We start from the raw sequence: 26,664 nt of genomic DNA on the forward strand, positions 1-26,664 counted from the left end.
CGGAAAGCAATACCCCGGCTTGAGCCGGCTGCCGCACCGGTTTATGGGACGGCAGCCGACCAGCGGCCCTGGGGTCAGTGCCCGCGGGCGATCCATTCGTCCAGGTGCGGCTTTTCCGCTCCGATGGTGGTGGAGTCCCCGTGCCCTGTGCGGACCACCGTTTCATCCGGAAGGCTAAGAAGCTTGGTCCGGATGGATTCGATGATGGTGGGGAAGTCGCTGTAGGAGCGTCCCGTGGCGCCCGGCCCGCCCTGGAAGAGGGTGTCCCCGCTGAAAAGCGTTCCTTCGCCCGCGAGGTGGAAGGACACGGACCCCGGTGAGTGCCCCGGGGTGTGAACGGCCTTCAAGGTGGCGCCGGCAACGGTGAACTCCTCTCCGTCAGCGATCGCTGCGTCGGGGTCAACCTCGGGGAACACCGCACGCCACAGCATCCAGTCGTCCTGGTGCAGGAGGATGGGGGCCTTGGCAAGTTCCCTGAATTCACCGGCTGAGCGAATATGGTCGTCGTGGCCATGGGTCAGCAGGATGGCTTTGACCGTGCGGCCGTTGACAGCCTGCAGGACAGCGTCAGGATTGTGCGCGGGGTCGATCACTATGCATTCTGAGTCGTCGCCGACGATCCAGACGTTGTTGTCAACGTCCCAGGTACCGCCGTCGAGCGAGAAAGTGCCGGACGTGACAACGTGATCAATCTGGAGGGTGTTCACAGTTCGACCACCGATCGGAGGACGGCGCCTTGGTGCATTTTGTCGAACGCTTCTTCGACCTGGTTGATGGTGATGCGCTCGGTGACGAACGCATCCAGGTCAAGCTTGCCTTGCTTGTACAGGTCCACGAGCATGGGGAAGTCCCGGGAGGGCAGGCAATCTCCGTACCATGAAGACTTGAGTGACCCGCCTCGGCCAAAGACGTCCAGCAGCGGCAATTCCAGGGTCATCTCCGGGGTGGGGACGCCCACCAGGACCACTGTTCCGGCGAGGTCGCGGGCGTAGAAGGCCTGCTTGTAGGTTTCGGGACGTCCGACGGCGTCAATCACCACGTCTGCTCCGAAGCCACCGGTGAGGGCACGGATTTCCTCCACGGGGTCGCCTGCGGAGGAGTCGACGGTATGCGTGGCGCCCAGTTCCTTGGCGCGTTCGAGCTTCTTGGCATCGATGTCCACGGCGATGATGGTGGTGGCGCCTGCGAGCGCGGCTCCTGCAATGGCTGCAACGCCTACGCCTCCGCAACCAATGACGGCAACCGAGTCGCCGCGCTTGACTCCGCCGGTGTTGAGCGCTGCGCCCAAACCTGCCATGACACCGCAGCCGAGCAGGCCGACGGCGGCGGCATCGGCGTCGGGGTCTACCTTGGTGCATTGGCCGGCAGCGACCAAGGTCTTTTCGATGAAGGCGCCAATGCCCAGCGCGGGAGAGAGCTCAGTGCCGTCTTCGAGGGTCATTTTCTGGGTCGCGTTGTGTGTGTTGAAGCAGTACTGGGCCTGGCCGCGGTTGCAGGCGCGGCAGTTGCCGCAGACGGCGCGCCAGTTGAGGACCACGCGGTCGCCGGGGGCGACATCGGTGACGTCGGGTCCTACTGCGCTGACCACGCCGGTGGCTTCGTGGCCGAGCAGGAACGGGAAGTCGTCGCTGATGCCACCGAGTTTGTAGTGGAGGTCTGTATGGCAGACGCCGCTGGTGAGGATGTCCACCAGGGCTTCGCCGGGGCCAGGTTCGGGAACCAGGATGGTTTCGAGGGTTGCGGGTGCGCCTTTGGAGCGGACGACGACACCTTTGACAGCGTGGACCATGGAGATGTTCCCTTCGGGCTCGCGGAGAGAGGGCCCTTAAATGCAGCAGGGCCCGCTACGGATTCCCAATCTGTCTATCACACGTGGCAGACAGTATGTGGATTGTTCCGTGCGGGCCCAACCTCGGCCGGCTGATGGCGCCTATGCTGCGAGGCGGTTCTCAACTTCGGAGGCGGAGGGGTTGGTGGCCGCGGTTCCGTCGGGGAACAGCACAGTGGGGACGGTGCGGTTGCCACCGTTGAGCTTCTCGACGAGTTCGGCCGTGCCATCTACTTCTTCGATGTTGATCTCGGTGTAGCCGATGCCCTTGGCGTCCAGCTGCTTCTTCAGGCGGTTGCAGTAGCCGCACCAGGTGGTCGAGAACATGGTGATGGTGCCGGAGTCGGGAGTGAAGTCCACAGAGCTCTCCTCAGTAGTGGTCGTTTTCACGGTGGTGGTTCGTTCGTAACAACGGTAACCCGGGACCGAATAATTCCCGTGCGGCCGGGTAGCGGGGTGACGTCACACCCTTGCGCTGGTGCGTTCATTCAGGAAAGGGCAGACTGGTCGCATGTGTGGACGTTATGTCATGGCCCGTGCGGTGGGGGACCTGCTTGCCGATTTCGACGCCGAACTTGAGAACGAAATTGCCCTTGGGAAGTCGTGGAACGTAGCACCAACCGACGCTGTTCCCATCGTGTTGGAAAGACTCGTCGATGACAACCCGAAGCGGCAGCTCCATGTTGCCAAGTGGGGCCTGGTGCCCTCATGGGCGAAGGATCCCAAGGGGGGTGCGCGCCTTATCAACGCACGCAGCGAGACCCTTCTGGAGAAGCCTTCCTTCAAGAAGGCCGCTGTTGCACGTCGTTGCGCGGTTCCCGCTGACGGCTACTACGAATGGAAAAAGGGCGAGGGGAAGAACAAGCAGCCCTATTACGTGCACCCGGGAGATGGCCAAGGCCTGGTCTTTGCGGGCTTGTATGAGTGGTGGCGGGATCAGTCGGCATCTGATGACGACCCGGGCCGCTGGTTGTTGTCCATGTCCATTCTAACCGCGGACACTCCCACGGCAGATGTGGCCCGGACGCGGCGCAGCGCCTCGGTCTTTGACGAACTGACAGCGCTCCATGACCGTGTTCCATTGCCCATGAGCACAGAGACGATGGAAGCCTGGCTGGATCCGCGGGAGAAGGACGCCGGAGGGCTGGTGGAACTGGTCCGTTCCAGGGCCCACGATGCCGCTGCTGGCTGGACGCTGGATCCTGTGGGCAGTGCCGTGGGGAACGTCCGGAACAACTCCCCGGAACTCATCGAGCCGGTGGAAGGCCTCTTCTAGCGGTCAGAGAGCCTCTGTCACCGGCACGCCGGACTGGAACTCCCGGCCGTCCGCCTCGCTGAAGCCCGTCATGACGTGGCCCTTGCTCAGCCCATGGATGGCCGACATCGGAAAGTTCCCCGTGATGACGTTGCCCGAGTGCTCCACGCCTTTGATGTCATAGTTTTCCTCGGCACTGAGGGAATGGTTGAAGGAATAGAACGAGATCGCCTCGCCATTCATGAATTCGATACCGAGCCTGCGCTGTGAGGAATAGTCCTCGCTGGCAGCAACAAGGCCCACGACGTAAGCGCCGGAGCCTGGTATGTTGCCATCGATTTCGAACCTTGCCACAAGGTTGTCGTCTTCGGCGGAGATGTTGACCTGCTTCAGGAGTGCGTCATTGGTGCTCATGCCACAATCCTGCTCTGTGGACCCGCCGGCGTCCACCCCTTTGACTCATCCTTCCAACAGGCGCTCGATGGTGCGGGCGACCTCGGATCTGTCCTTGACTTGCCCCTTGCGGGCGGTCAGCAGGTGCAACGCGAGGCCGTCGCTGTAATCGGAGACTGCTTCGGCCCGTGCCCGGGCTTCAGGGATCTCCATGGCTTCGAGCAGTTGCGCCAAGGCCGCTACCAAACGTTCGTGCCCGTCGGCGACGACTTCGGGCTGGTCCAGCGCGAAAACGAAACGGGCCCGGGTCAGTTCGGCGTTTTCCCCGGCGAGTCCCATGACCGCTCCGGCGATTTGCTCCGCCAGGGACGCTGCCGACGTCGGCAATTCCAGCCTCCCTTCCTGCAGCAGGAGGCTGTCCAGTTCTTCAACGCGGTCGACGGCGGCACCCACTAGTGCGGCCCGGTTGCGGAAATAGTTCGAGGTAGTTCCGACGGCGACGCCGGCTTGGGCGTCCACCGCCCGGTGCGTCAGGCCCTTGAGGCCCTGCGCCGAGACGACTGCGAGCGCAGCATCGGCTAACTGTGTTCGTCGGTCAGGCATGGCGAAAGTCTAGCGGCAAACCACTACCGGCACTACAAATGTAGTAGTACAGTGTGGGCATGAAAAAAGTGGAGATCATCGGCGGCGGAATAGCCGGCCTGGCGCTCGCAAGCCGGCTCGATCCCGGGATGTTCGACGTCACGGTTTACGAACAGCGGCCGGAACTGCCCCCTGTGGGAACAACCCTGGCCATGTGGACCGAAGCCCAGCAGGCACTGTCGGTGCTGGGCCTTCTAGGTGCAGCGCGTAGCCGGGGAGCCACCATCAAGGCCGGTGCGCTCCGCAGCCCTTCAGGGGAACCCATGCTGTCAATGGAGGGGGAGGGGCTGATGGGGCTTTCCCGACCTGAACTGCTGGCGTTGCTGGATTCTGCCGTGCCTGAAACCGTGCGTCGGGTGACGGGGAGGGTGGAACACCTGCCCGGCGATGCGTGGTTGACCGTTGGTGCAGATGGCGTCCGCAGCGTTGTTCGGCGGGACGCCTGGGGTGATCGGAGTGCAGCTAAACCCACGCCGTTCCTGGCTGTCCGCGGAGTGGTTCCTGGAACCCCTTCCCCTGAGGACGTCGGCGAGTACTGGGGCTGCGGAGAGATCTTCGGCTTGGCACCTGCAGGGGGTGGAGCCAACTGGTACGCCTCCTTCCGCTCAGAACTGGGCCCGGACAGGGTAAATGTCGCAGAAGCGCTGGAGTTGACGCGAAACCGCTATGCCAACTACTCGCCGGCCGTGCTGGAGGTACTTCACCGGGCAACTCCGGACAATTCCCTGGCCCAACGCATCTGGACAACCCCGCCACTGGGCCGCTATGCGCGGGGCAATGTGGTCTTGGTCGGGGATGCCGCCCACGCCATGACGCCCAACCTGGGCAGGGGCGCCTGCGAAGCACTGATCGATGCCGTGACCTTGGGTGGGCTCCTCAACGACCTGCCATTGAAGGACGCGCTCGCCGCCTATGGCAGGAAGCGCGTACTGCGCACCCAGCAACTACGGATGGCCTCCTCCTTGATGGGGAGCATCGCCCTTGCCCAAGGCATGCAACCCTGGCGCGACGCCTTGCTGAAACAGGTGGGCAGGAGGGTATCAAGAGCCCGGGATGGGGCTGGAACTTCGAAGTAGGTTTTGTCGCGGCGTCGGCGTAAACTGAATTTATTCGAACATACATTCGAATAAGGATCTCCGACGCAAACGAGGTGTGGAAATGGGGCTGTTCAGTGAGTCCGTCGGCGTCATCTGCGCGGAAACGGGCCAGCCCCAGGAAGTCCAATGGAAAGGGGCACGGTACACAGTCTCCAACGAACCGGTCCGATGGTTTGAGAGACGCCAATGGTGGCTGGAAGAAAGCCGCGCACCCCTGGGCAGCGGTGCCGGACTGGTAGACCACGAGATCTGGCGTGTTCAGCTTCAGCTTCAGCAACTGGAGGAAGGAACACCAACCGCCGACACCATCACACTTGACCTGGTCCGTCACGTTGGCAGCGGACGCTGGAGGGTCCTTCGCATCCATGACGCAGCACCGGCACAGGCCGTAGAGCCAGACGAAGCAGCGTGACCCTTGAGCTTCACCCACCTGCACGTCTCCACAGCCTTCAGTGCACACTACGGCGTCTCCTGGCCGGATGAACTGGCCCAAGCAGCCGCAGCAGACGGCGCAACCGCGCTCGCCTGCACAGACCGGGACGGACTGTATGGCACCGTCAAGCACCTCAAAGCATGCATGGATGCAGGCATCGACCCCATCGTGGGGGTGGACCTGGCGGTATTCGACGACGACGGCGACCAACGCACCCAAGTGGCGGGCCGCGTCGTCGTCCTCGCCCACGGCAACAACAACGGCGCCGGATACAGGGCTCTTTGCCGCCTCATATCCGACGCCCACGCACGCACCTCAGGTAAAGCCGGCGGAGCAATCCCCGTCGCAGTCACCAGAGGTGAACTCGCTTCAAGAACACTGGACCCCAAAACCCTCAAACAGGTTCTAACAGTCCTGATCGGCCCCAACTCAGATGTAGGCAGGGCCATGGGTGGACGCAAGTACTTGCGTCCAAGGACCCTCTTCAAGCAATGGATCGACGCCATGCCGCCCGGGACCATCGTCACCGAAACCGTCTCCCACCTCAGCGCACCTGGCGAACCGCTCAGTACGGCACATGCCGTGCGGATGCTCAAACTCGCCCTCGAGCACAACGTCCCCGCCATCCTCACCAACGCCGTGCGCTTTTGCGCCCAGGACGGCGCCGCCACCGCAGACGTCCTTGACTCTGCACGCACCCTCAAATCCCTCCCTGAACTCTCAACGGAACCCCTGCTGCAACCAACAGGGCAGGGCTGGCTGAAAACACCCCAGCAAATGCTCCAACTCGGAAAAGAAATCATGACCGCGGCAGGCCAGGGAAGAGCCGACCTCCACAAACTGCTCGCCAACACTGAGGCGCTCGCAGACAAATGCCGCATAGACCCCGTCCTGGACATGGGGTGGAAGAAACCAGTGGTTCCGGAGTCCACCATTATCGGCATTGACTGCGACCCCATGGTCGAACTGACGCAACGTTGCAAGGCAGGAATCACCAGAAGATTCCCAGGCATCAAGGGAGAAGCCGAAAAGCAGTTGCGCTCGCGGTTGGACCATGAGCTCGGAATCATCGCCCGGTTGGGTTTTGCCTCATACTTCCTCACCGTGGCGGAGGTATCCCGGATGATCCTTGATATGGGCGTCAGGGTTGCCGCCAGGGGATCGGGCGCATCAAGCCTTGTGAACTACCTGATCGATATCAGCCAGGTGGATCCGATCCGCCACGACCTCATTTTTGAACGTTTCCTGTCAGGCCGCCGGTCAACGCTTCCCGACATCGACATCGATGTCGAAAGTGCTGAACGGCACAATGTTTATCGAAAGATATTTGAGCGTTTCGGATCCGAGCGCGTCACCCTCATGAGCATGCAGAACGGCTACAGGGCTCGAGGAGCTGTCCGGGACGCAGGACTGGCACTCGGGATGGACGACGGCGAGATAGGCGAGATCGCAAAGCAACTCTGGAGGTTCTCCGCCCGCAAATTCCGCGAAGCATTGGTGGAGAAGCCGGAGCTCCGTGATTTTGCCGGGCGGGTGGAACAAGGTGGGTTGGAGGAGAACCAGCAACTCGATCTCCTGGTGGACCTTACCGAAAGGCTGGACCGCCTTCCCCGGCACATCTCAATGCATCCATGCGGGGTGATTTTGGGCGACGCCACGCTGTTGGACCGGACTCCGGTTCAACCCAGCGGACTGGGACTGCCCATGAGTCAGTTCGATAAACACGACATGGACCCCATGGGAATGCTCAAGCTGGACGTCCTTGGCGTGAGGATGCAAAGTGCCATGGCCTTTGCCGTGCGTGAAGTCATTCGCCTTCACCCGTCCAAAGCAGAAGTTGTGGCCGCAGGTAAGCATCCTGTTGAGCCGGGCGGGACAGGGCCGGACTTCATCGCCGCAGACGGCAGGATCAACCTTAACGCCGTACCGTTCGACGACGAGCCCACCTATGAACTGATCCGCAGCACCCACACGCTCGGCTGTTTTCAGATCGAGTCCCCAGGCCAGCGTGAACTCATAGGAAAGATGGCTCCCAGGGAATTCAACGACCTCATTATCGATATCTCGCTGTTCCGGCCCGGCCCCATGAAATCGGACATGGTGCGGCCCTTCCTTGAGCACAGGCACGGATTTGCCCCGGAGGTCTACCCTCATCCGGATTTGAAACCGGTTTTGCAAGAGACCCATGGGGTTACTGTCTTCCATGAGCAGATCCTGAAGACCTTCCAGGTCATGACCGGCTGTGGACTGGCAAGGGCGGATGAATTCCGGCGGGCTTTGGGCGATGAAATCCATGAACCGGGGGTTGAGGCATTCTTCCGGCGGGAAGCGATCAAGAAGTACTCCCCGGAGGTAGTGGACAAAGTCTGGGGAACCTTGAAGGCCTTTGGCAGCTTCGGATTCTGCAAAGCCCACGGAGCCGCTTTTGCCGTGCCCACCTACCAATCTGCCTGGCTGAAAACCCATCATCCGGAGGCGTTCCTGGCAGGATTGTGGGAGCACGATCCTGGAATGTACCCCAAACGCCTTCTGGTCGCCGAAGCGCGTCGGCTGGGCATACCCATCCTTCCCCTGGACATCAACCGGAGCCATGCCGAATACCGGGTGGAGAAAATCCAGCAGGGCAATGATCAGGGCAAGCTTGGTATTCGTTTGAGCTTCACTGGAATCTATGGGTTATCGGGCGCTGAATTGAAGAGGATCGTGGCAGGACAGCCCTACGATTCCCTCGCAGACCTGAGGGCACGCGCAAGAGTCAGCAAGCCGAACATTAAGAGGCTTGCCCAACTTGGGGCTTTTGATGCCCTTCACAAGGACTCAGGTGGCAAGGCGAACCGGGCGGATCTTGTGCAGCACCTGCAGGCCCTCCAAAGCAGCCCCAGCAAAAAGACCACTGACGTTATCGATGGACAGCTGTCCTTTGCTCTTGGCGATGTTGAGTTGAGGAACCTGGCTGCAAAGCTTCCCGAGCCGTCCATGGTGGACAACGTCAGGGCGGAGCTGGACCTGATGGCCGTCGATGTCAGTGAGCACCTTATGGACAGTCACCGGCCCCTCCTGGACAAGCTGGGAGTCACCACTGCCGATAAACTCCTCGGGCTTCGGAATGGGACAGAAGTGCTGGTGGCAGGGGTGCGGGTAGCAACGCAAACTCCGCCTATGCGTGGTGGAAGGCGCGTGGTCTTCATCAGCATCGATGACGGCACTGGTTGCGTGGATTCGGTCTTTTTCCATGAAGCCCAGGAAGAATCCGGACCCTTGCTGTTTGGTACGCGCCTTCTGTTGATCCGTGGAACCACAAGGCGCACCGGTCCCAAGGGAATCAGCCTGAGCGCCACCAAAGCCTGGGACCTCGGCCAGCCTGAAACGTTGCCATACCCAGAGCTTCGCCCTGCCGGAGGTGGCCTGCCTGATGAATACACGCACAGAGGGCCCCTGCACGGCATCTCCAGGAACCTTGCCATCACTGGCCTTGGAAGCTGATCCGGCCTCTGAATCCGGCGTCGGCGCGCTGCTTTGGCCGCCCCAGCCGAAGCAGATACGATTGACGGTGGCTGGCTGTGGTCCCCGTACGCCACAAGCTATGAAGCCTTAACTATGAATAGGAGACACCCGTGTCAGATGCCCAACAGATCACCCTCATCGTCGATGGCGAAGAGACCAAGGTGACGGAAGGGACTACCGGCGCGGAACTCTTCTTCGAGCGCCGCGACGTCGTTGTAGCCCGAGTCAATGGTGTGCTGACGGACCTTGACCAGGTTCTCGCCGAAGGCACTAACGTCGAGGGCGTCACCATCGAATCACCCGACGGACTCAATGTGCTCCGCCACTCCACTGCCCACGTCATGGCCCAGGCAGTTCAGCAGTTGCGCCCCGATGCAAAGCTCGGCATTGGCCCTTACATCACTGACGGCTTCTACTTCGATTTCGATGTCGCTGAACCCTTCACCCCGGAAGACCTGCGCACGCTGGAAAAGATGATGCAAAAGATCATCAACCAGAACCAGAAGTTCGTGCGCCGTGTGGTCAACGAGGATGAAGCCCGCGAGGCTATGGCCCACGAACCTTACAAGCTGGAACTGCTGGGCAAGAAGAATGACGCAAGCGACGCCGCTGAGGGCGTCAACGTCGAGGTCGGCGCCGGCGACATCACGATCTACGACAACGTGGACAGGAAGAGCGGCGAGAGTGTCTGGTGCGATCTTTGCCGCGGCCCGCACCTGCCCAACACCAAGATCATTTCCAATGCGTTCGCGTTGACTCGCTCGTCCGCCGCCTACTGGCTGGGTAACCAGAACAACCAGCAGCTGCAGCGTATCTACGGCACAGCCTGGCCTACCAAGGAAGCCCTCAAGGCCTACCAGGAACGCATCGCTGAAGCCGAGCGCCGCGACCACCGCAAGCTCGGCGTCGAACTTGACCTCTTCTCCTTCCCGGACGAGCTGGGCTCCGGCCTCCCGGTGTTCCACCCCAAGGGCGGCATCATCCGCAAGGCCATGGAGGACTACTCCCGCCAACGCCACGTGGATGCCGGCTACGAGTTCGTGTACACCCCCCACATCACCAAGGGACACCTCTACGAGGTTTCGGGGCACCTGGACTGGTACAAGGACGGCATGTTCCCGGCGATGCAGGTGGATGCCGAGTACAACGACGACGGCACCGTACGCAAGCCGGCCCAGGACTACTACCTGAAGCCGATGAACTGCCCCATGCATAACCTGATCTTCCGCTCCCGCGGCCGGTCATACCGCGAACTTCCGCTGCGCCTCTTCGAATTCGGTTCGGTGTACCGCTATGAGAAGTCCGGCGTTGTGCACGGCCTGACACGCGTCCGTGGCATGACACAGGACGATGCCCACATCTACTGCACCCGCGAGCAGATGAAGGAAGAGCTCACCACCACGCTGAACTTCGTCCTGGGCCTCCTCAAGGACTACGGCCTGGATGACTTCTACCTGGAGCTCTCCACGAAGAACGAAGAAAAATTCGTTGGCGACGACGCCGCCTGGGAGGAAGCTACCCGCACTTTGTCCGAGGTTGCCGCTGCTTCGGGCCTGGAGCTGGTGCCGGATCCGGGTGGAGCTGCCTTCTACGGTCCCAAGATCTCGGTCCAGGCGAAAGACGCCCTGGGCAGGACCTGGCAGATGTCCACCATCCAGTTGGACTTCAACCTTCCGGAACGATTCGAACTGGAGTATCAGGCAGCGGATGGCACGCGCCAGCGCCCGGTAATGATCCACCGGGCCCTCTTCGGATCCGTTGAACGCTTCATGGGTGTCCTGACCGAGCACTACGCCGGGGCGTTCCCCGCATGGCTCTCACCAGTGCAGGTAGTTGGCATCCCTGTGGCCGAGACATTCAACGACTACATGTTCGACGTCGTGGGCCAGCTCAAGGCGGCGGGCATCCGTGCCGAAGTGGACATCTCGTCGGACCGCTTCCCCAAGAAGATCCGCACTGCAAGCAAGGACAAAATCCCCTTCGTTCTGATTGCCGGCGGTGAGGATGCTGAGGCCGGCGCGGTCTCGTTCCGCTTCCGCGATGGCAGCCAGGACAACGGCGTGCCGGTGGCCGAGGCCGTCCGCAGGATCGTGGACGCCGTCAAGAACCGCGAGAGCTGACGGAACGGACACAAAGACGGTGCAGGAGAACACAGGCGCGGCAGCTGACCTACCAGGTGACGCCGACGTAACCGATGACTTCGGATTGGCGGGCGTACCGGACGCGTTTCAGCGCCTGTGGACTCCGCACCGCATGGCCTACATCAAGGGCGGGCAGGATCAATTCAAGAACAAGGATGACTGCCCGTTCTGTGTAGGGCCCACGCGCTCCGACGAGGAATCCTTGATCGTCTACCGGGGGAGGACCTGCTACGTGGTCCTCAACCTTTTCCCATACAACCCGGGGCACTTGTTGATCTGTCCCTATCGCCATGTGCCTGACTACACGGACATCACGGTGGAGGAGACGGCCGAGTTCGCCGAATTAACGCAGACCGCCATGCGGGTGCTCCGGAAGGTTTCGAATCCCAGTGGCTTCAACCTGGGCATGAACCAGGGTGTCACCGGCGGCGCGGGCATTGCTGCGCATCTTCATCAACATGTGGTTCCGCGCTGGGGCGGGGATGGAAACTTCTTCCCGATCATCGCCCAGACCAAGGCCATCACCCAAACACTTGACGAGGTGCGCAAGCTAGTGGCCGAAGCCTGGCCGGGGGAGTCGAATGCTCAATAGGCATGCGCGCGGCTTCTTCACTTCACTATTCACCCCCCTTGCGCGCTGGCTCCTCAAGATCGGCGTGTCTCCTGACGCTGTGACCATGGCAGGTACGGCCGGCGTTATCCTCGGCGGCCTTGTGCTCTATCCGCTGGGCCAGCTGTGGTGGGGTTCGGTCGTCGTGGCTTTCTTCGCGTTCTCGGATGTGGTGGACGGCATCATGGCGCGTCTCCAGGGCAGAAGCGGTGGCTGGGGCAATTTCCTGGATTCCACCCTGGACCGTTTGGCAGATGGGGCAATCTTTGCCGGCCTCGCCATCTGGTTCTTCACCCACGGCGGGGATTCAGCGATCGGTACTGCCGCCGTCGTCTGCCTTGTCCTTGGAATGGTTGTCTCCTATGCCAGGGCCAAAGCAGAGTCCCTGGGGTACCAAGCGAGCGTAGGGATCGCCGAGCGTGCCGAGCGTTTGGCATCGGTGCTGCTCATAGCAGGGCTGACGGGGTTGGGGCTTCCGCCCGTTGTGTTGTTCGGGACCTTGATCCTGCTGGCACTGGCCAGCGTCGTGACCATCATTCAGCGGATGGCTACTGTGCGCCGGCAGGCCATGGCCGAGGCTGATGGACCGCCAGCTGGCTGAAGGCCTACGCCGCCACCCTTCCCATGGGAACTGGCATCCGACCAGATTCTGTCCCCGGCGGTTGTGCAGCTGTCCTATCACAGCCCCCTTTGTTGCCCGTGAAGGCAGTAATGAATGTACTGCCACCATGCAACGTGCGACTACTATTACTAGTACTTGGTCACCTTGACCTGAAACCCGGTGTGCGCTGATTGCGGTCGTGTGGCTGCGCGTGCCTCCGGCAAGAAGGTCGTTTATCTACCCATAGGGGTTTTTGTGTCTACACCAGATGTAAGCAACGAAGCCGGTTCGTCCGCGAACAGCGTCACGGGCAGCAGCCGCGTTAAGCGGGGCATGGCGGAGATGCTCAAGGGCGGCGTCATCATGGACGTCGTTAACGTCGAGCAGGCCCGCATCGCCGAAGACGCCGGTGCCGTCGCTGTCATGGCGCTCGAGCGTGTCCCGGCCGATATCCGCGCCCAGGGTGGCGTGTCCCGCATGTCGGATCCGGACATGATCGATGCGATCATCGCCGCCGTGTCCATCCCGGTCATGGCCAAGGCCCGCATCGGCCACTTCGTCGAAGCCCAGGTCCTGCAGTCCCTCGGTGTTGACTACATCGACGAGTCCGAGGTCCTGACCCCGGCGGATTACATCAACCACATCGACAAGTGGAACTTCACCGTTCCGTTCGTCTGTGGTGCCACCAACCTTGGTGAGGCTTTGCGCCGCATCAACGAGGGTGCGGCGATGATCCGGTCCAAGGGCGAAGCCGGTACTGGTGATGTTTCCAACGCGACCGGGCACATGCGCAAGATCCGTTCGGAGATCGCCAAGCTCGCAGCACTTCCCGAGGACGAGCTCTACGTTGCGGCCAAGGAGTTGCAGGCCCCGTACGAGCTGGTCAAGGAAGTTGCCGCGACCGGCAAGCTTCCCGTGGTGTTGTTCACCGCCGGTGGCATCGCGACCCCGGCTGATGCTGCGATGATGATGCAGCTCGGCGCCGATGGTGTGTTCGTTGGCTCCGGTATCTTCAAGTCCGGCAACCCGGCCGAGCGTGCCGCCGCCGTCGTCAAGGCCACCACCTTCCACGACGACCCCGATGTCATTGCCAAGGTCTCCCGCGGCCTCGGGGAAGCCATGGTGGGCATCAACGTCGACGACATCCCGCAGCCCCACCGCCTCGCAGAGCGCGGCTGGTAGCAAGCAAAGCAGTACGACGGCGGCCGGTCACCTTCCGAGGTGACCGGCCGCCGTCGTTTTTATTCCAGTCCGCGGCGTTTCAGGAGGGGTTCCAGCTCTGCGTCGCGGCCACGGAATGCCCGGAATGAAACCAGCGGGTCCCGGCTGTTACCCCGTGATAGCAACTCTGAGCGAAAGTGATCGCCGTTCGCCCTTGTCAGGCCGCCGTTTTCCTTAAACCATTCCACGGTGTCTGCATCCAGTACCTCGCTCCAGATGTAAGAGTAATAGCCCGCTGCGTAGCCTGCGCCGGCAAAGATGTGCTGGAAGTAGCCGGTTCTGTACCGGGGTGGAATCAGGGGGTGTGCGATGCCGGCGTCGGCAAGGGCTTTGGCCTCGAAGGCGAGGACATCGTCCGGGACGCCTGCTTCCGGGAGGACATGCCACGCGAGGTCCAGGAGCGCAGCTCCAAGGTACTCGGTGGTCGCGAATCCTTCGCCCCACAGCAGTGAGTCATTGAGCTTGTCCACGGTGGACTGGGGGAGGACTTCGCCCGTGGAGTAGTGGCGGGCATACTTGGCCAGGACCTCGGGCCACATGATCCACATCTCGTTGATCTGCGACGGATACTCCACAAAGTCCCGGGGAACGGATGTTCCAGAGAAGCGCGGGTACGTGACATCCGAGAACAGGCCATGCAGTGCGTGCCCAAATTCGTGGAAGACGGTCCGGACCTCATCCAGGGACAGCAGCGCCGGCTCGCCGGGGGCAGGTTTGGTGATGTTGAGGTTATTGATCACCACGGACTTTGTGCCCAGCAGCCGGGATTGCTCCACGAGGGAGTTCATCCAGGCTCCTCCGCGCTTGGACTCCCGCGTGTAGTAGTCGCCGAGGAACAGGCCAAGTCCGCTGCCGTCCCGGTCGCGGATCTCCCACACGCGTACGTCAGGGTGGTAGCCCACAAGGTCGGCTCGTTCGTGGAACGTGATGCCGTAAAGCTCCGTGGCCGCATGGAATATGCCGTCGGTGAGAACGGTCTCGAGGCTGAAGTAGGGGCGCAGCGCCTGCTCGTCCACCTCGAACTTGTCTTTGCGGACCCGGGCCGAATAGTAGGCCCAATCCCACGGTTCCAGATCATGCCCCGCTGATTCCGCCAGGGCGTCGGCCTCTGCCTGGGCGTTGCGGATGGCCGCAGCTGACATCCGGTGCAGCATCGCCTGGACGTCGCCGAAGCCAGGTGCTGTCTGCTGGTCCACCACCAGTTCGGCAAAGTTCGTAAATCCCAGGAGCGAAGCCTTCTCCGCGCGCAGCTGGACCGTTGCTGTAACGAGGTCCCGCACATCCAAGTCCCCGCCATCGATTCCGCGCGCCAGGGACGCTTCATGCAGACGACGGCGGATGGACCGGTTCTCCAACGATGCCAGGGCTGGCTGGTTGCTGGGTTGAATCAGCGTCAGCAAGTACTTCCCGTCATGTCCGGCGGCCTTCGCGGCTTCGGCTGCGCCGGCGATGTCCTCGGCCGGCAGGCCAGCGAGGTCTCCAGCGTCATCGAGCACCAGCGCCGCGGACTTCATGGCCTCCTTGACACGCTGGCCGAATTCGGTGCCCAACCGTGAGAGTTCCGCGTTGACTTCGCGCAGCCGTGACTGGCCCGCATCGTCAAGCTGGATGCCGGACTGCCGGAACTCCTTGAGGTACTCCTCGACCAAACGCGCAGACTCGGCGTCGAGATCTCCGGTGTCGATGGCGGCGAACCGTTCGTAGAGTTCCCGGTTCATGTACACGGCATCCTGATGCGCCGAGAACCTGGGTGATAGCTTCGTCTCAAGCTCTCGGATGGCATCGGAGGCGTCTGCTGCGACCAGCGTGAAGAACGCTGCTGCCGCCCTGTTCAGGAGAAGTCCCGACCGTTCCATGGCCACGGCCGTGTTCTCGAAGGTCGCGGGTTCGGGGTTGCCGGTGATCAGCTGGATTTCCTGCAGGTGCCCGGCCAGCCCGGCGTCGACAGCCTCGGCATAATGCCCGGGGGTGATGCCGGCGAAGGGCGGCAGGCCGTACGGCAGGGTGCTGGGAGTCAAGAGGGGATTGGTCATGAAGTGACTCTTTCACGTAAGAATCGTGTCCTCAAGAGCGGCGCGCCCGGTTCCACCGGCCTTCCGCCCTAGGATGAAAACCATGGGCAAAATCACATCTACAGTGGCGTGGATCCGTCCTCCAAAGCCGGCAATCGTGCTGATGACTGCGGCTCTTGCCCTGTCTCTGGGTGCCTGCGGTGTCATTGCCGAAAACGAGGACCAGAACCGCAGTAATGCCGCATCGGCTCCAGCCCCGCAGACGCCGGCGCCGACGCGCACTCCCGCTCCGAACCCAACCCCCGGCAAAGGCCCTGCGTGCCCGGAACTGCGTTGCACCTCCATTACGGTGACGGGCGACATGCTGGTCCATACCCAGCTCTGGCAACAAGCGAAGGCCGACGCCGCTGCGGCGGGGTTGCCCGGCTACACCTTTGTCCCCCTCCTCGAAGGTCAACGGCGCTATATCCGCAACAGCGACCTCGCAATCTGCCATCAGGAGACACCGGTGGCCACGCCGGAGGGGCCTTTCTCGGCCTACCCTTCGTTCAACGTTCCACCGCAGATCATCACAGCCTCCAAGGATGTTGGCTACCAGGCGTGCACCACGGCGAGCAACCACACCATTGACCGTGGGACCGATGGGCTTCTGCGGACACTCGATGCACTCGACGCGGCCGGACTCAAGCACACGGGTTCCTACCGGACGGAGGCCGCGTCCAAGGAAATACTCATGCTTGAAACGGACGCCGCAAAGGTGGCAGTCATCATCGGGACCTACGGCCACAACGGACAAATTCCCGAGTACCCGTGGTTGGTCGATGAGCTTGATCCCGCAGCAATGATCGCAAAAGCAACGCAGGCCAAGGCGCTGGGGGCGGACATCGTGCTGGGAGTCATGCATGCCGGTGACGAGTACGCAAGCGAAGCAAATACCCAGCAGCAGGATGTTGCGCACGCGTTGGTGGACAGCGGCCAGTTCACCATGATCTACGGTCACCACACCCACTCTGTGCTGCCGATCGAGAATTACAAGGGAACGTGGATTGTGTACGGATTGGGAAACGGCATCACGGAATTGTCGCCTTGGTATGTGGTCAATAACGAAGGACTGCTGGTCAGGGCACAGTTCAGCCAGAACGCCGCAGGTGCCTGGACCGCATCGGACCTTGCATGGGCGCCTTCCGTGATCGTCCGGGATCCCTACCGGTGGTGCTCGGTGGCCAGCGATGCTCCACAGGGAGTCTGCGCAACGCCCGCCGCGGACGCTGCGACCCACCAGCGAACCAAAGCGGTGGTCGAGTCCATGGGCGCAGCAACTGCCGGCGCCCACGAACTGTTGATCACCAAGGAAAAGTAGGCCCTAGCGCGGCCGCCGGGCAGCGTGTTCGCGCGCGAGGCGGGCGTAGTCGTCGTCGGGCGCTCCCGGGACGAAGGTGCCGTACTTACGCTCGGCCGCTGTCCGGATGAGGAAATCGGCAATCGCCGGGTTCTTCGGCAGCAAGGAGCCGTGCAGGTAGCTGGCTACGACATTGTTGTAGCGTGCGCCCTCGTGTCCATCTTTGCTGTTGTTCCCTGCACCCTTGGTGACGGTTCCGAGAGGCTCGACGCCGGGACCCAGGGTGGTCTGCCCGCTGTGGTTTTCGTAGCCCATGATGTCTCCGAACTCGGTTGACTTCATGATCACGTTTCCGATGAGCCGCTCATCGGTCCCGTGGGTTTCGACGTCCAGGATGCCGATGCCGGGAATGACGGGTCCGGCGCTGGTCTTGAAGAACTTGCCAAAAAGCTGATAGAGACCGCAGATCACCAACATGGGTGCCCCGGCATCGGCAAGTTCCCGGAGGTGATCGGCCCGCGACTGGAGGTCATCCTGAATGACCACCTGTCCGCTGTCCTGTCCGCCTCCACCGACCACGATGTCGACGTCGTCGGGAAATTCGTCACCCACGTTGTATTCCAGCAGCTCCGGAGTGTAGCCGTGCCATTTGATGCGCTGCTTCAGGACAAGTGCATTGCCCCAGTCACCGTAAATGTTCATTTCCCGCGGGTAGAGCTGGAGGATACGAAGTCTTCCTTTGCTTTGCTCCGCCTCTGGGGTGGATTGTGCTTCCGAGGTCATGAGACCACCTCAACTATGGTGATTTTGGCGAGTTCGCGGCGAATGGCGAGCATGGAGGTGTAGGTACAGAAGATCCGCTTGGGCTTGCCGCGGGAGCCGTTGATGAAGAGGCGCAAGGCGGCGGTGATATCCGGTTCCACGGCGCCGAAGGGGACGTCGTCGTACTGCAGCCGCAGCGCCATGTCATAGGCGCGGACACCGGTGAGGACTTCCACGCCATCTGCCCGCAGAGACTCGAATTCGACGTCCCAGAGCCAGGACATGTCCCTGCCGTCCGCGTAGTTGTCGTTGATGGCGATCATCGTTGCGTAACCACCGGCGGGGAAGGACTTGAGCCCGAGTCTGAACCCGCTGGGGTTCTTCACGAGGACAAGTTCCAGGGGCTGTCCATCCACGGTAAGGCTTTCGCCACGACCGAACGCGGGAGCTACATCGGCCAGGGCCTTGACGAGCTTGGGAGTGTCAACAGGGCCGGTGCCAAGGACGGCGCGCGCCAGTGACAGGGCGGCAGCTGCATTGAAGATGTTGTAGACGCCACGCAGCTTCATTTCCGTGCTGACTGTCCGGCCGTCGAACTCAAAGTCAGCGTCTTGCGCCCCAACCCGGCGGAGTACGACGTCGGCCGCCGGTAAATCGACCACCTCACCAACCGCCGCGGCAACCGAAGTGCCCGATGGCGACGGGCCCGAGCCGGAAGTGCGCATGTCGTCGTCGTTGGGAAAGGTGCTCCGCAATGATTCATCGAGACCGAAATACCTGACATTGGGGTGGTGCAGCGCGTCAGCGGCCTGGAGGATGTTGGCGATGCGCGCAACACGTGGATCCTCGCGGTTCAGGACCACGGTGTCCGTTGTTTTGGACGCGATGTGCTCCAGCAACCGGGCGGTTTTGTCGATTTCGCCAAAGCGGTCCAACTGGTCGCGGAGGACATTCAGCAGGAGGCTGAAGCGGGGCTGGACCTTGTTGACGAAGTGCACCGCATGGGCTTCATCGAGTTCAAGAATGGCGATGTCGGCGTCAAGCCTTCCGCGCCAATCCACCTCACCGAGGAGTGAAGCGGCCACGCCGCGGGTGAAGTTGCTGCCGGTGCGGTTGGTGAAGACCCTCAGGCCCTGGCTTTCGAGGAGCTCCACCACCATCTTGGTGGTGGTGGTTTTGCCGTTGGTGCCACTGACTACGGCAACGCCGTGGGGAAGGGAGGCCAGCGTTCGCTGCATGAAGCCGGGGTCGATTTTCTCGACCACGAGGCCGGGAAAAGCTGATCCTCCACCCCGAAGCCGGGACAGTGTGCGGACCAGCTTGCCGAGGGGGACGCTGAAGGAAAGCATGCTCTGTAATATATCCCAGTCAGGGCATGGAACCCGGCCCGCGGGCCGTCCACGGAGGTCGCAGAAGACGTGGCGGCAGCTATGCCGCACTATGATGGATCAATGACCAACCCCCTTTCCGACGCTTCATCGCGCGTGGGTTCAGGACTCAGGATCGGCGTTCTGGCACTCCAAGGCGACTTCCGCGAGCACATCCACGCAGTGGAGGCCGCTGGAGCCACCGGCGTGGGCATCCGCCGGCCGTCCGAGCTGGAAGACATTGACGGCCTGATTATCCCCGGCGGCGAATCCACCACCATCGACAAACTGTCCCGGATTTTCGAACTTCGCGATCCGATCCGAAAGCGGATAGGGGACGGCCTTCCGGTCTACGGCTCCTGCGCTGGAATGATCCTGCTCGCCGAAGAAATTGCCGACCCCGCAAAGGATCTTGACGGTAATCCGCAGCAGACCTTCGGCGGCCTGGACATCACGGTTCGCCGGAACGCTTTTGGACGCCAGCGCGAATCCTTCGAAACGGATCTTGATTTCAAGGGCCTGGACTTCAGCGCCGGGGAGTCCGGCGTGGATCCCGTCCACGCTGTATTTATCCGTGGACCGTGGGTTGAACGGGTAGGACCGGACGTTGAAATCCTGGCGCAGGTTGATCCGGACCATGCCAGCCACACGGCTACTTTGCACGGAGTGGCTAGAATTGTTGCAGTGCGCTCCGGCCACCTGTTGGCCACCTCCTTCCATCCGGAAGTGACTGGGGAGAAGCGCGTGCATGAACTCTTTATTCGAATGATCAGAGGAGAAGCGTAAAGCATGTCAGGCCACTCCAAATGGGCGACCACCAAGCACAAGAAAGCCATCATCGATAGCCGGCGTGCAAAGTCGTTCGCAAAACTGATCAAGAACATCGAAGTTGCTGCCCGCATGGGTGGCCCGGATCTTGCCGGTAACCCGGGCTTGGAACTCGCTGTCACCAAGGCAAAGAAGACCTCGGTTCCCAATGACAACATCGACCGCGCCATCAAGCGTGGAGCGGGCCTCACCGGCGAGGTAGTCGACTACACCGAAATCATGTACGAAGCCCGCGGTCCGCAGGGTTCGGCCCTGCTGATCGAATGTCTGACCGATAATAAGAACCGGGCAGCTTCAGAGGTGCGCCTCGCCATTTCACGCAACGGCGGCACCATCGCCGATCCCGGTTCGGTCAGCTACCTGTTTGCCCGCAAGGGCGTCGTGGTTCTGCCGAAGAACGGCCTCAGCGAGGATGACATCCTGATGGCCGTCCTGGAAGCCGGAGCCGAAGAAGTCAAGGACAGTGGCGAGAACTGGGAGATCCATTCCGAGCCTTCCGACCTTCAAGCCATCCGTGACGCCCTCAAGGATGCCGGCATCGACTACGAAACCGATGAGGCCGAGTTCGTACCGTCCATGCAGGTTGAACTCGATGTTGACGGTGCCAAGAAGTTCATGAAGCTCGTCGATGCACTGGAAGACCTGGACGATGTCCAGAACGTCTACAGCAATGCGGACTTCAGCGAGGAAGTGCAGGCTGCCCTCGACGCCGAGTAGGCCGGGGCAGCACACAATTTTGATATCAAACAGGAAGGCCCGGACTTGACTCTTCGCGTATTGGGAGTCGATCCGGGCCTTACCCGTTGCGGCATTGGCGTGGTGGACATCGAACGGAACCGCCGCGCCACCATGGTGGCCGTGGGGGTTGTTGGAACCTCGGCGGACTTGACCTTGGACAAGCGCTTGCTGGTGATCGCCGAAGCCATCGATGAATGGCTCGACCGGCACGAGCCCGATGTCGTCGCCGTCGAACGTGTTTTCTCCCAGATGAACGTCAGTACCGTGATGGGTGTCGCCCAGGCCTCCGGCGTAGTGATTGCGGCGGCCGCCCGCCGGGGCATCCCGGTCGCGTTGCACACACCGTCCGAAGTCAAGGCCGCGGTGACCGGTAGCGGGACGGCCAACAAGGACGCCGTGACCAAGTTGGTGACCAAGATCCTGCGCTTGGATGCTCCACCCAAGCCTGCAGATGCCGCTGACGCCCTGGCCCTCGCCCTCACTCACGCGTGGCGTGCTGGCAGCGGAATGGGGGCGGCGGGTGGCGCTGTGGGTGCCGGTTCGCTGACTCCGGCGCAAAAGGCATGGGCCGAAGCCGAAGCAAAAGCGCGCCGTGGACGGTGATTGTGCGCCGTCCTTGCTAGGGTATTCGTAGATATGTTCGGATAGTCCGCATCGGGCCCTAACAGCTTTGGGCCGTATTAATTCAGGAGCCGGGTCTTGATTAGTTTTCTCCGTGGAACCGTAGCCCACGTGGGGTTGTCCACTGCCGTCATTGACCTCAACGGTGCGGGTATGAGCGTCTACGCCACGCCGCAGACCCTGAGCCACCTCAAAGTTGGAACCGAAGCCAAACTCTTCACTTCCATGATCGTCCGGGAAGATTCACTGACGTTGTTCGGGTTCTCGGACGACGACGAACGCGAAGTGTTCGATGTCCTGCTCAGCGTCAGCGGAGTGGGACCGAGGTTGGCGCTGGCCGTCCTGGCTGTGCACGAGCCCGAAGCAATCCGGGTGGCAGCGCACACCGGCGACGGCAAGGCATTCACCAAGGTACCGGGAATTGGCCCCAAAGTCGCCGGCCGGATTGTCCTGGAACTGGCGGGTAAGTTGGTCCCGCACGGGACAGGCACAACCTCGGCCCCTGAGGCCGCCATCAAGGCCGAATGGAAGCCGCAGGTAGTCGCTGCGATGACCAGCCTGGGCTGGTCCGAAAAAGATGCCACAGGAAGCATCGACAAAGCCATGGCCGATTCGCCGGAGCTGGTGGATGCAGGAAACGTGGCTCAAATCCTCCGCGCTACGCTGCGTTGGCTGGGCCAGGACGGCGCCCGCGCCGGCAACCGCGTAGGCAGCCGTGGCTGAGCAGTCTCTCGTCAGCGGGGGAGAGGAGCCGGAAGAGCGGGTTATTGAAGCCGCCCTCCGCCCTAAGAACCTGCACGATTTCGTTGGGCAGCACCGCGTCCGTAAACAACTGGCGCTCGTCCTTGAAGCGTCAAAAATGCGGGGACGCAGCGCCGACCATGTCTTGATGTCCGGTCCGCCCGGACTCGGCAAGACCACGCTGGCCATGATCATCGCCGCGGAAATGAACGCGCCGCTGCGCATCAGCAGCGGTCCGGCCATCCAACACGCCGGAGACCTCGCCGCCATCCTCTCTTCTTTGTCCGAAGGGGAGGTCCTGTTCCTCGACGAAATCCACAGGATGTCCCGTCCGGCCGAGGAAATGCTCTACATGGCCATGGAGGACTTCCGTGTGGACATCGTGGTGGGCAAGGGAGCAGGCGCTACCGCCATACCCCTTGAACTTCCGCCCTTCACGTTGGTAGGGGCAACTACCCGCGCCGGCCTCCTGCCAGGTCCCTTGCGCGACCGGTTCGGCTTTACCGGGCACCTCGAGTTCTACTCGGTTGCGGAGCTGGAACTGGTCCTTCGCCGTTCGGCCGGTCTTCTGGATTTGAAGGTGAACTCTGCAGGGTTTACGGAGATCGCCGGCCGGTCCCGTGGCACTCCCCGTATCGCGAACCGCCTCCTTCGCCGCGTCCGCGACTGGGCCCTGGTTCACGGCATCGAACAAATTGACGCCAGGTCGGCGTCGGCGGCTTTGGATATGTATGAAGTGGATGCCCGGGGATTGGACCGGTTGGACCGCTCCGTGCTTGAAGCCTTGATCACCAAGTTCAATGGTGGTCCTGTTGGCCTGTCCACTTTGGCCATTGCTGTAGGTGAGGAGCCGGAAACGGTGGAAACGGTGGCCGAGCCGTTCCTGGTGCGCGAGGGACTGCTGGGGCGCACGCCGCGGGGCCGCATCGCCATGGCATCGGCCTGGACGCATCTTGGTTATGCTGTGCCGGCCGGGGTGTTCGGACAGGAGGCCCTGGCTCTCTTCGGCGACGATGAAAACCACGCCGAAAGCGTAGATACCATCGGTTAACACGCCGTGTTCAGCTTTTCCCTCTAGACTGGTATGACGCTCGGCACGTTCGAGTCCTTGATCCATGCGTCCGCCTCGCGGATCCGCCAGGGACGTTGCCGTGGACCAAAACGTAAGTACAGAACGGAACTTCCCTGTGGATCCAATGACCATATTGCTGTTCGTCATGCTTGGACTCTTTGTCTTCATGATGTTCCGCCGCAACAAGAAGACCCAGCAGCAACAGGCTGAGATGCAGTCCAAGTTCGCTCCGGGCGTCAACGTCATGACCAGCTTCGGTCTTTTTGGCCGCATCGTCTCCATCGACGAGGCCGAGAACAAGGTCGTCATCGAACTTTCCCCGGGTAACGAAGCAACGGTTCACCGCCAGGCCGTCACCAAGGTAGTGGAAACGCCTGCCGAGGAAGCCCCGGTTGTCCCGGACGATGCTTCCTCCCTGACCGCCGCAGAGGCTGAAGCTTCTGCCGCAGTTGAGACCCCGGAAGAAACCATTGCGCGCCTCAACAAAGAGGACAAGAAGGACAACTAGGATCGTCAGTCGCGGCAACACCGCGCAAGGCAACTTCTACGGCATCGGAAAGCCGCCGGCAGACGCTCACCAGCGTCAGCCGGCGGCTGTCCGGCGATAACAGGAAGATCGATAATGGCACGGACCGGCCCCAAAAATTCAGCCCGCAGGGTGCTGACCTGGCTTGGAGCAATATTCGTTGTACTCACCGCTGTCCTGGCTGGCGGAGTGGTAACTGGCAACGCCAGTTGGGCTCCCAAGCTGGCTTTGGACCTCGAAGGCGGAACCCAGATGATCCTGGCGCCCAGGGTTGAGGGATCCAGCGAGATTAATGAGGAGCAGCTCAACCAGGCTGTTGCCATCATCCGGCAGCGTGTGGATGGCTCCGGCGTTGCTGAAGCCGAAATCAGCACCCAGTCCGGCCGCAATGTTGTGGTCAGCCTTCCGGGAACTCCGTCCAAGGAAACCCGCGACTTGATACAGGCTTCGGCCGACATGAACTTCCGCCCGGTGATCACCTATGGCGATCCCGCCGCCGTTCCCGTGGAATCGCGCACACCGGATGACCAGTTGAACAAGCCGACGGCCGAGCCGGCCAACGCGAGTGATGTCAACTGGATTACCCCCGAAGTCCAGAAGGAATTCGAAGCTCTCGACTGCGTCAATCCTTCGACTGAAAGGCGTGAACGCTCCGATCCGGCCAAGCCCCTTGTGACCTGCGAAGCTGCCACGTCCACGACGCCCGCCATCAAGTACATCCTTGGGCCGGTAGAAGTCCGGGGCCAGGACATCAGCGACTCCACCTTCTCCCAGGTGCAGGGCGCGCAGGGTTCGGTCACCAACTCCTGGGGCGTGAACATTGTCTTTAACGCCGATGCCACAGAGAAGTTCAAGGCCGTCACCGAGCGGCTCAACCAGTACTACGTAGCGGCGCAGGCCCAAGGAACCGACGATCCCAAGTCGCAGTTCGCCATTGTCCTGGACGACAAGGTCATTTCCGCGCCCCGTTCCCTGGCAGTGATTACTGACGGACGCCCGCAGATCACTGGCAACTTCACCCAGGCGAGTGCCAAAGCGCTTTCCGACCAGCTTCGCTACGGCGCGCTTCCGATCAGCTTTGAGATCCAGTCGCAGGAGCAGATCTCGGCCACTCTTGGTGGCGACCAGCTTCGCCTCGGGTTGCTGGCTGGCATGATCGGCTTGTTCCTGGTGGTGGTTTACTCCCTCTTCCAATACCGGGCCCTTGGCCTGGTAACCATCGCCTCCCTCGTGGTGGCCGGTGTCCTGACCTATTTGGCCATTGCGATCCTCGGGTGGACCGAGAATTATCGACTCTCCCTTGCCGGTGTGGCCGGTTTGATCGTGGCTATCGGACAGACCGCGGACTCATTCATCGTTTACTTCGAGCGCATCCGCGATGAGCTCCGCGAAGGCCGTGGACTGGTATCTGCCGTCGAAAACGGCTGGAAGCGGGCAAAGCGGACGGTGCTGGCATCCAAGGCTGTCAACCTCCTGGCCGCACTTGTCCTCTACTTCGTCGCGGTTGGCAACGTGCGCGGCTTCGCCTTCACGTTGGGCCTGACGGCCCTTGCCGACCTCCTGGTCGTGTTCATGTTCACGCACCCCATGCTGCAGGTCTTGGCCCGTACCAAGTTCTTCGGAGAAGGACACCGTTTCTCGGGCCTTTCCCCGGACCGTCTTGGTGCAATTCCGCTGTACCGTGGCGCGGGGCGGCTCCGTACGCCCGATGAGAAGCCCACACCCGTGCGTGCGCGCAATACCGGTGCTGTTGCCGAAGCCGAACGTCGCATGACCATCGCCGAACGGCGTCTTGCCGAGAAGGGCCAGCTGACTGGTTCCTCCAAGGCAACCAAGGAGGAGAAGTAATGACTACGAGCTTCGCAACCTTCGGCCATGAGCTGTACACGGGCAAGCGCTCCTACAACTTCGTCAATTCGAAGAAGGTCTGGTTCATTATCGCGGCTGTTGCCGTGGCCCTCTCCATCCTTATCCCGGTGGCCAAGGGCGGCTTCAACCTTGGCATCGAGTTCCGCGGCGGCTCGGAGTTCACCGTCTCCAACGTGAGCACCACCGATGCGAGCCTCGGCGAAAAGGCCGTGCACGACGTCGTACCGGGCGCCATCCCCCGTGTCGCAAACGTGGCGGGCAACACCATGCGGATCCAGACGGACCAGTTGACCGACGACGAGACGAACCGCATCAAGGATGCCCTCACCAGCGCTTACGGCGTCACTGAGAACGAAGTGACATCCAACTTCGTGGGCCCGACCTGGGGACAGGATGTCACCAGGCAGGCCCTCATCGGCCTGGTGGTGTTTGTTGGTTTGGCGGCTGTCCTCATGGCGCTGTACTTCAGGACCTGGAAGATGTCGTTGTCGGCCCTTGTTGGCATGCTCGTCACGATGTTCACCACAGCGGGCGTGTACGCCCTGAGTGACTTTGAAGTCACGCCGTCGGCCATCATTGGCTTCCTGACCGTCCTCAGCTACTCGCTTTACGACACTGTGGTGGTCTTCGACAAGATTCGCGAAAACACTGCCGACATTTCCACCTCAACGCGCCGCACCTTTGGCGAAGAGGTCAACCTGGCCGTCAACCAAACGCTGGTCCGCTCCATCAACACCATGATGGTGGCTGTACTCCCGGTGGCAGCGATCCTCTTCATCGGTGCCGGGCTTCTCGGTGCGGGAACGCTGCGCGACCTTTCGCTGGCATTGTTCGTCGGCATCCTGATCGGTACGGCGGCGACGATCTTCATTGCGGCACCCCTGTATGCATGGTTGCGACAAGGTGAGCCTGACCTTGTGAAGCAGGCCAAGAAGGTCAGCCACCGAAGGGCTGAAGCCACTGTTTAAGGCTGTAGTTTGATTGTGAGCCGGTCCCCGCGCCTATGCGGGGGCCGGCTCTTTGACTTGCCCGTCCGTTCGTCATGTGCTGCCCAGTTGCAGAAG

At 61.7% G+C, this 26,664-nt stretch carries 25 protein-coding genes; 17 read left to right on the forward strand and 8 right to left on the reverse strand.

The window, feature by feature from the left end:
• Positions 1-74: 74 nt before the first annotated feature.
• The 3 genes from ACSSVG_RS20175 to ACSSVG_RS20185 all read right to left on the reverse strand — a co-directional run bounded on the left by ACSSVG_RS20175 (position 75) and on the right by ACSSVG_RS20185 (position 2,188).
• On the reverse strand, positions 75-707 hold the full coding sequence (locus ACSSVG_RS20175; RefSeq protein WP_231338591.1) for an MBL fold metallo-hydrolase: 633 nt from the start codon (positions 705-707) through the stop codon (positions 75-77).
• Positions 704-1,789 carry an S-(hydroxymethyl)mycothiol dehydrogenase gene (locus ACSSVG_RS20180; RefSeq protein ID WP_159703023.1) on the reverse strand — a complete coding sequence of 362 codons (1,086 nt, stop codon included), beginning with the start codon at positions 1,787-1,789 and terminating at the stop codon, positions 704-706. Before ACSSVG_RS20180 ends, ACSSVG_RS20175 begins: the two co-directional genes overlap by 4 nt.
• Positions 1,790-1,930: 141 nt before the next feature.
• On the reverse strand, positions 1,931-2,188 hold the full coding sequence (locus tag ACSSVG_RS20185) for a mycoredoxin (RefSeq protein WP_492415976.1): 258 nt from the start codon (positions 2,186-2,188) through the stop codon (positions 1,931-1,933).
• 169 nt (positions 2,189-2,357) lie between these two features.
• Between ACSSVG_RS20185 and ACSSVG_RS20190 the strand changes: the two genes are divergently transcribed.
• A complete protein-coding gene (locus ACSSVG_RS20190) occupies positions 2,358-3,104 on the forward strand; it encodes an SOS response-associated peptidase (protein WP_253469246.1) in 747 nt (248 codons plus the stop codon).
• Between the two features lie 3 nt (positions 3,105-3,107).
• Here the strand turns inward: ACSSVG_RS20190 and ACSSVG_RS20195 are convergent, their stop codons facing one another.
• Both ACSSVG_RS20195 and ACSSVG_RS20200 read right to left on the reverse strand, forming a co-directional pair.
• Entirely contained in the window at positions 3,108-3,497 is a 390-nt protein-coding gene (locus tag ACSSVG_RS20195; RefSeq protein WP_014921999.1) for a hypothetical protein, read from the reverse strand.
• A 45-nt stretch (positions 3,498-3,542) separates the two neighbouring features.
• A complete protein-coding gene (locus ACSSVG_RS20200) occupies positions 3,543-4,079 on the reverse strand; it encodes a TetR/AcrR family transcriptional regulator (protein WP_253468308.1) in 537 nt (178 codons plus the stop codon).
• 53 nt (positions 4,080-4,132) lie between these two features.
• Between ACSSVG_RS20200 and ACSSVG_RS20205 the strand changes: the two genes are divergently transcribed.
• From ACSSVG_RS20205 to pdxS, 7 genes are all read left to right on the forward strand, one after another.
• Complete coding sequence (locus ACSSVG_RS20205) at positions 4,133-5,194, forward strand: FAD-dependent monooxygenase (protein WP_492415978.1); 1,062 nt, start codon at positions 4,133-4,135, stop codon at positions 5,192-5,194.
• Between the two features lie 82 nt (positions 5,195-5,276).
• Positions 5,277-5,627 (forward strand): DUF6504 family protein, encoded by a 351-nt coding sequence (locus ACSSVG_RS20210; RefSeq protein WP_492415979.1) that lies wholly within the window; start codon positions 5,277-5,279, stop codon positions 5,625-5,627.
• A 3-nt stretch (positions 5,628-5,630) separates the two neighbouring features.
• Positions 5,631-9,131, forward strand: a complete 3,501-nt coding sequence (locus ACSSVG_RS20215) for a DNA polymerase III subunit alpha (RefSeq protein ID WP_492415981.1) — start codon at positions 5,631-5,633, stop codon at positions 9,129-9,131.
• A gap of 131 nt (positions 9,132-9,262) precedes the next feature.
• Positions 9,263-11,272: a threonine--tRNA ligase gene (thrS, locus tag ACSSVG_RS20220; protein WP_253468305.1), complete on the forward strand. Its 2,010-nt coding sequence runs from the start codon at positions 9,263-9,265 to the stop codon at positions 11,270-11,272.
• A 19-nt stretch (positions 11,273-11,291) separates the two neighbouring features.
• The gene (locus ACSSVG_RS20225; RefSeq protein WP_159703044.1) at positions 11,292-11,885 is read left to right on the forward strand and encodes an HIT family protein; all 594 of its coding nucleotides are present in this window, start codon (positions 11,292-11,294) and stop codon (positions 11,883-11,885) included.
• Positions 11,875-12,504: a phosphatidylinositol phosphate synthase gene (gene pgsA, locus ACSSVG_RS20230; protein ID WP_231338585.1), complete on the forward strand. Its 630-nt coding sequence runs from the start codon at positions 11,875-11,877 to the stop codon at positions 12,502-12,504. Before ACSSVG_RS20225 ends, pgsA begins: the two co-directional genes overlap by 11 nt.
• 255 nt (positions 12,505-12,759) lie before the next feature.
• Positions 12,760-13,686, forward strand: coding sequence for a pyridoxal 5'-phosphate synthase lyase subunit PdxS (pdxS, locus tag ACSSVG_RS20235; RefSeq protein ID WP_017197521.1), 927 nt, complete (start codon positions 12,760-12,762; stop codon positions 13,684-13,686).
• 59 nt (positions 13,687-13,745) lie between these two features.
• Here pdxS and ACSSVG_RS20240 read toward each other — a convergent pair whose 3' ends face one another.
• A complete protein-coding gene (locus tag ACSSVG_RS20240; protein WP_492415983.1) occupies positions 13,746-15,758 on the reverse strand; it encodes a M3 family metallopeptidase in 2,013 nt (670 codons plus the stop codon).
• 73 nt (positions 15,759-15,831) lie between these two features.
• Between ACSSVG_RS20240 and ACSSVG_RS20245 the strand changes: the two genes are divergently transcribed.
• Positions 15,832-17,097 carry a CapA family protein gene (locus ACSSVG_RS20245; protein ID WP_231338583.1) on the forward strand — a complete coding sequence of 422 codons (1,266 nt, stop codon included), beginning with the start codon at positions 15,832-15,834 and terminating at the stop codon, positions 17,095-17,097.
• Between the two features lie 3 nt (positions 17,098-17,100).
• Here ACSSVG_RS20245 and ACSSVG_RS20250 read toward each other — a convergent pair whose 3' ends face one another.
• Positions 17,101-17,859, reverse strand: coding sequence for a type 1 glutamine amidotransferase (locus ACSSVG_RS20250; RefSeq protein ID WP_231338582.1), 759 nt, complete (start codon positions 17,857-17,859; stop codon positions 17,101-17,103).
• The gene (locus tag ACSSVG_RS20255; RefSeq protein ID WP_231338581.1) at positions 17,856-19,187 is read right to left on the reverse strand and encodes a Mur ligase family protein; all 1,332 of its coding nucleotides are present in this window, start codon (positions 19,185-19,187) and stop codon (positions 17,856-17,858) included. Before ACSSVG_RS20255 ends, ACSSVG_RS20250 begins: the two co-directional genes overlap by 4 nt.
• Positions 19,188-19,289: 102 nt before the next feature.
• Here ACSSVG_RS20255 and pdxT point away from each other — a divergent pair, with 102 nt between their 5' ends.
• From pdxT to secF, 8 genes are all read left to right on the forward strand, one after another.
• Positions 19,290-19,991, forward strand: a complete 702-nt coding sequence (gene pdxT / locus ACSSVG_RS20260) for a pyridoxal 5'-phosphate synthase glutaminase subunit PdxT (RefSeq protein WP_231338580.1) — start codon at positions 19,290-19,292, stop codon at positions 19,989-19,991.
• Between the two features lie 3 nt (positions 19,992-19,994).
• A complete protein-coding gene (locus ACSSVG_RS20265; RefSeq protein ID WP_159699151.1) occupies positions 19,995-20,750 on the forward strand; it encodes a YebC/PmpR family DNA-binding transcriptional regulator in 756 nt (251 codons plus the stop codon).
• Positions 20,751-20,795: 45 nt separating this feature from the next.
• Positions 20,796-21,374: a crossover junction endodeoxyribonuclease RuvC gene (gene ruvC / locus ACSSVG_RS20270; RefSeq protein WP_231338579.1), complete on the forward strand. Its 579-nt coding sequence runs from the start codon at positions 20,796-20,798 to the stop codon at positions 21,372-21,374.
• A gap of 96 nt (positions 21,375-21,470) precedes the next feature.
• Positions 21,471-22,115, forward strand: coding sequence for a Holliday junction branch migration protein RuvA (gene ruvA, locus ACSSVG_RS20275; RefSeq protein WP_231338578.1), 645 nt, complete (start codon positions 21,471-21,473; stop codon positions 22,113-22,115).
• On the forward strand, positions 22,108-23,184 hold the full coding sequence (gene ruvB, locus ACSSVG_RS20280) for a Holliday junction branch migration DNA helicase RuvB (RefSeq protein WP_231338577.1): 1,077 nt from the start codon (positions 22,108-22,110) through the stop codon (positions 23,182-23,184). Before ruvA ends, ruvB begins: the two co-directional genes overlap by 8 nt.
• Before the next feature lie 145 nt (positions 23,185-23,329).
• The gene (gene yajC, locus ACSSVG_RS20285; protein WP_231338576.1) at positions 23,330-23,713 is read left to right on the forward strand and encodes a preprotein translocase subunit YajC; all 384 of its coding nucleotides are present in this window, start codon (positions 23,330-23,332) and stop codon (positions 23,711-23,713) included.
• Positions 23,714-23,827: 114 nt separating this feature from the next.
• Positions 23,828-25,579 (forward strand): protein translocase subunit SecD, encoded by a 1,752-nt coding sequence (gene secD, locus ACSSVG_RS20290; RefSeq protein WP_231340045.1) that lies wholly within the window; start codon positions 23,828-23,830, stop codon positions 25,577-25,579.
• On the forward strand, positions 25,579-26,568 hold the full coding sequence (gene secF, locus ACSSVG_RS20295) for a protein translocase subunit SecF (RefSeq protein WP_492415988.1): 990 nt from the start codon (positions 25,579-25,581) through the stop codon (positions 26,566-26,568). Before secD ends, secF begins: the two co-directional genes overlap by 1 nt.
• Positions 26,569-26,664 lie beyond the last annotated feature (96 nt).

The sequence above is a fragment of the Paenarthrobacter sp. E2MeOHC11 genome (assembly GCF_058744955.1).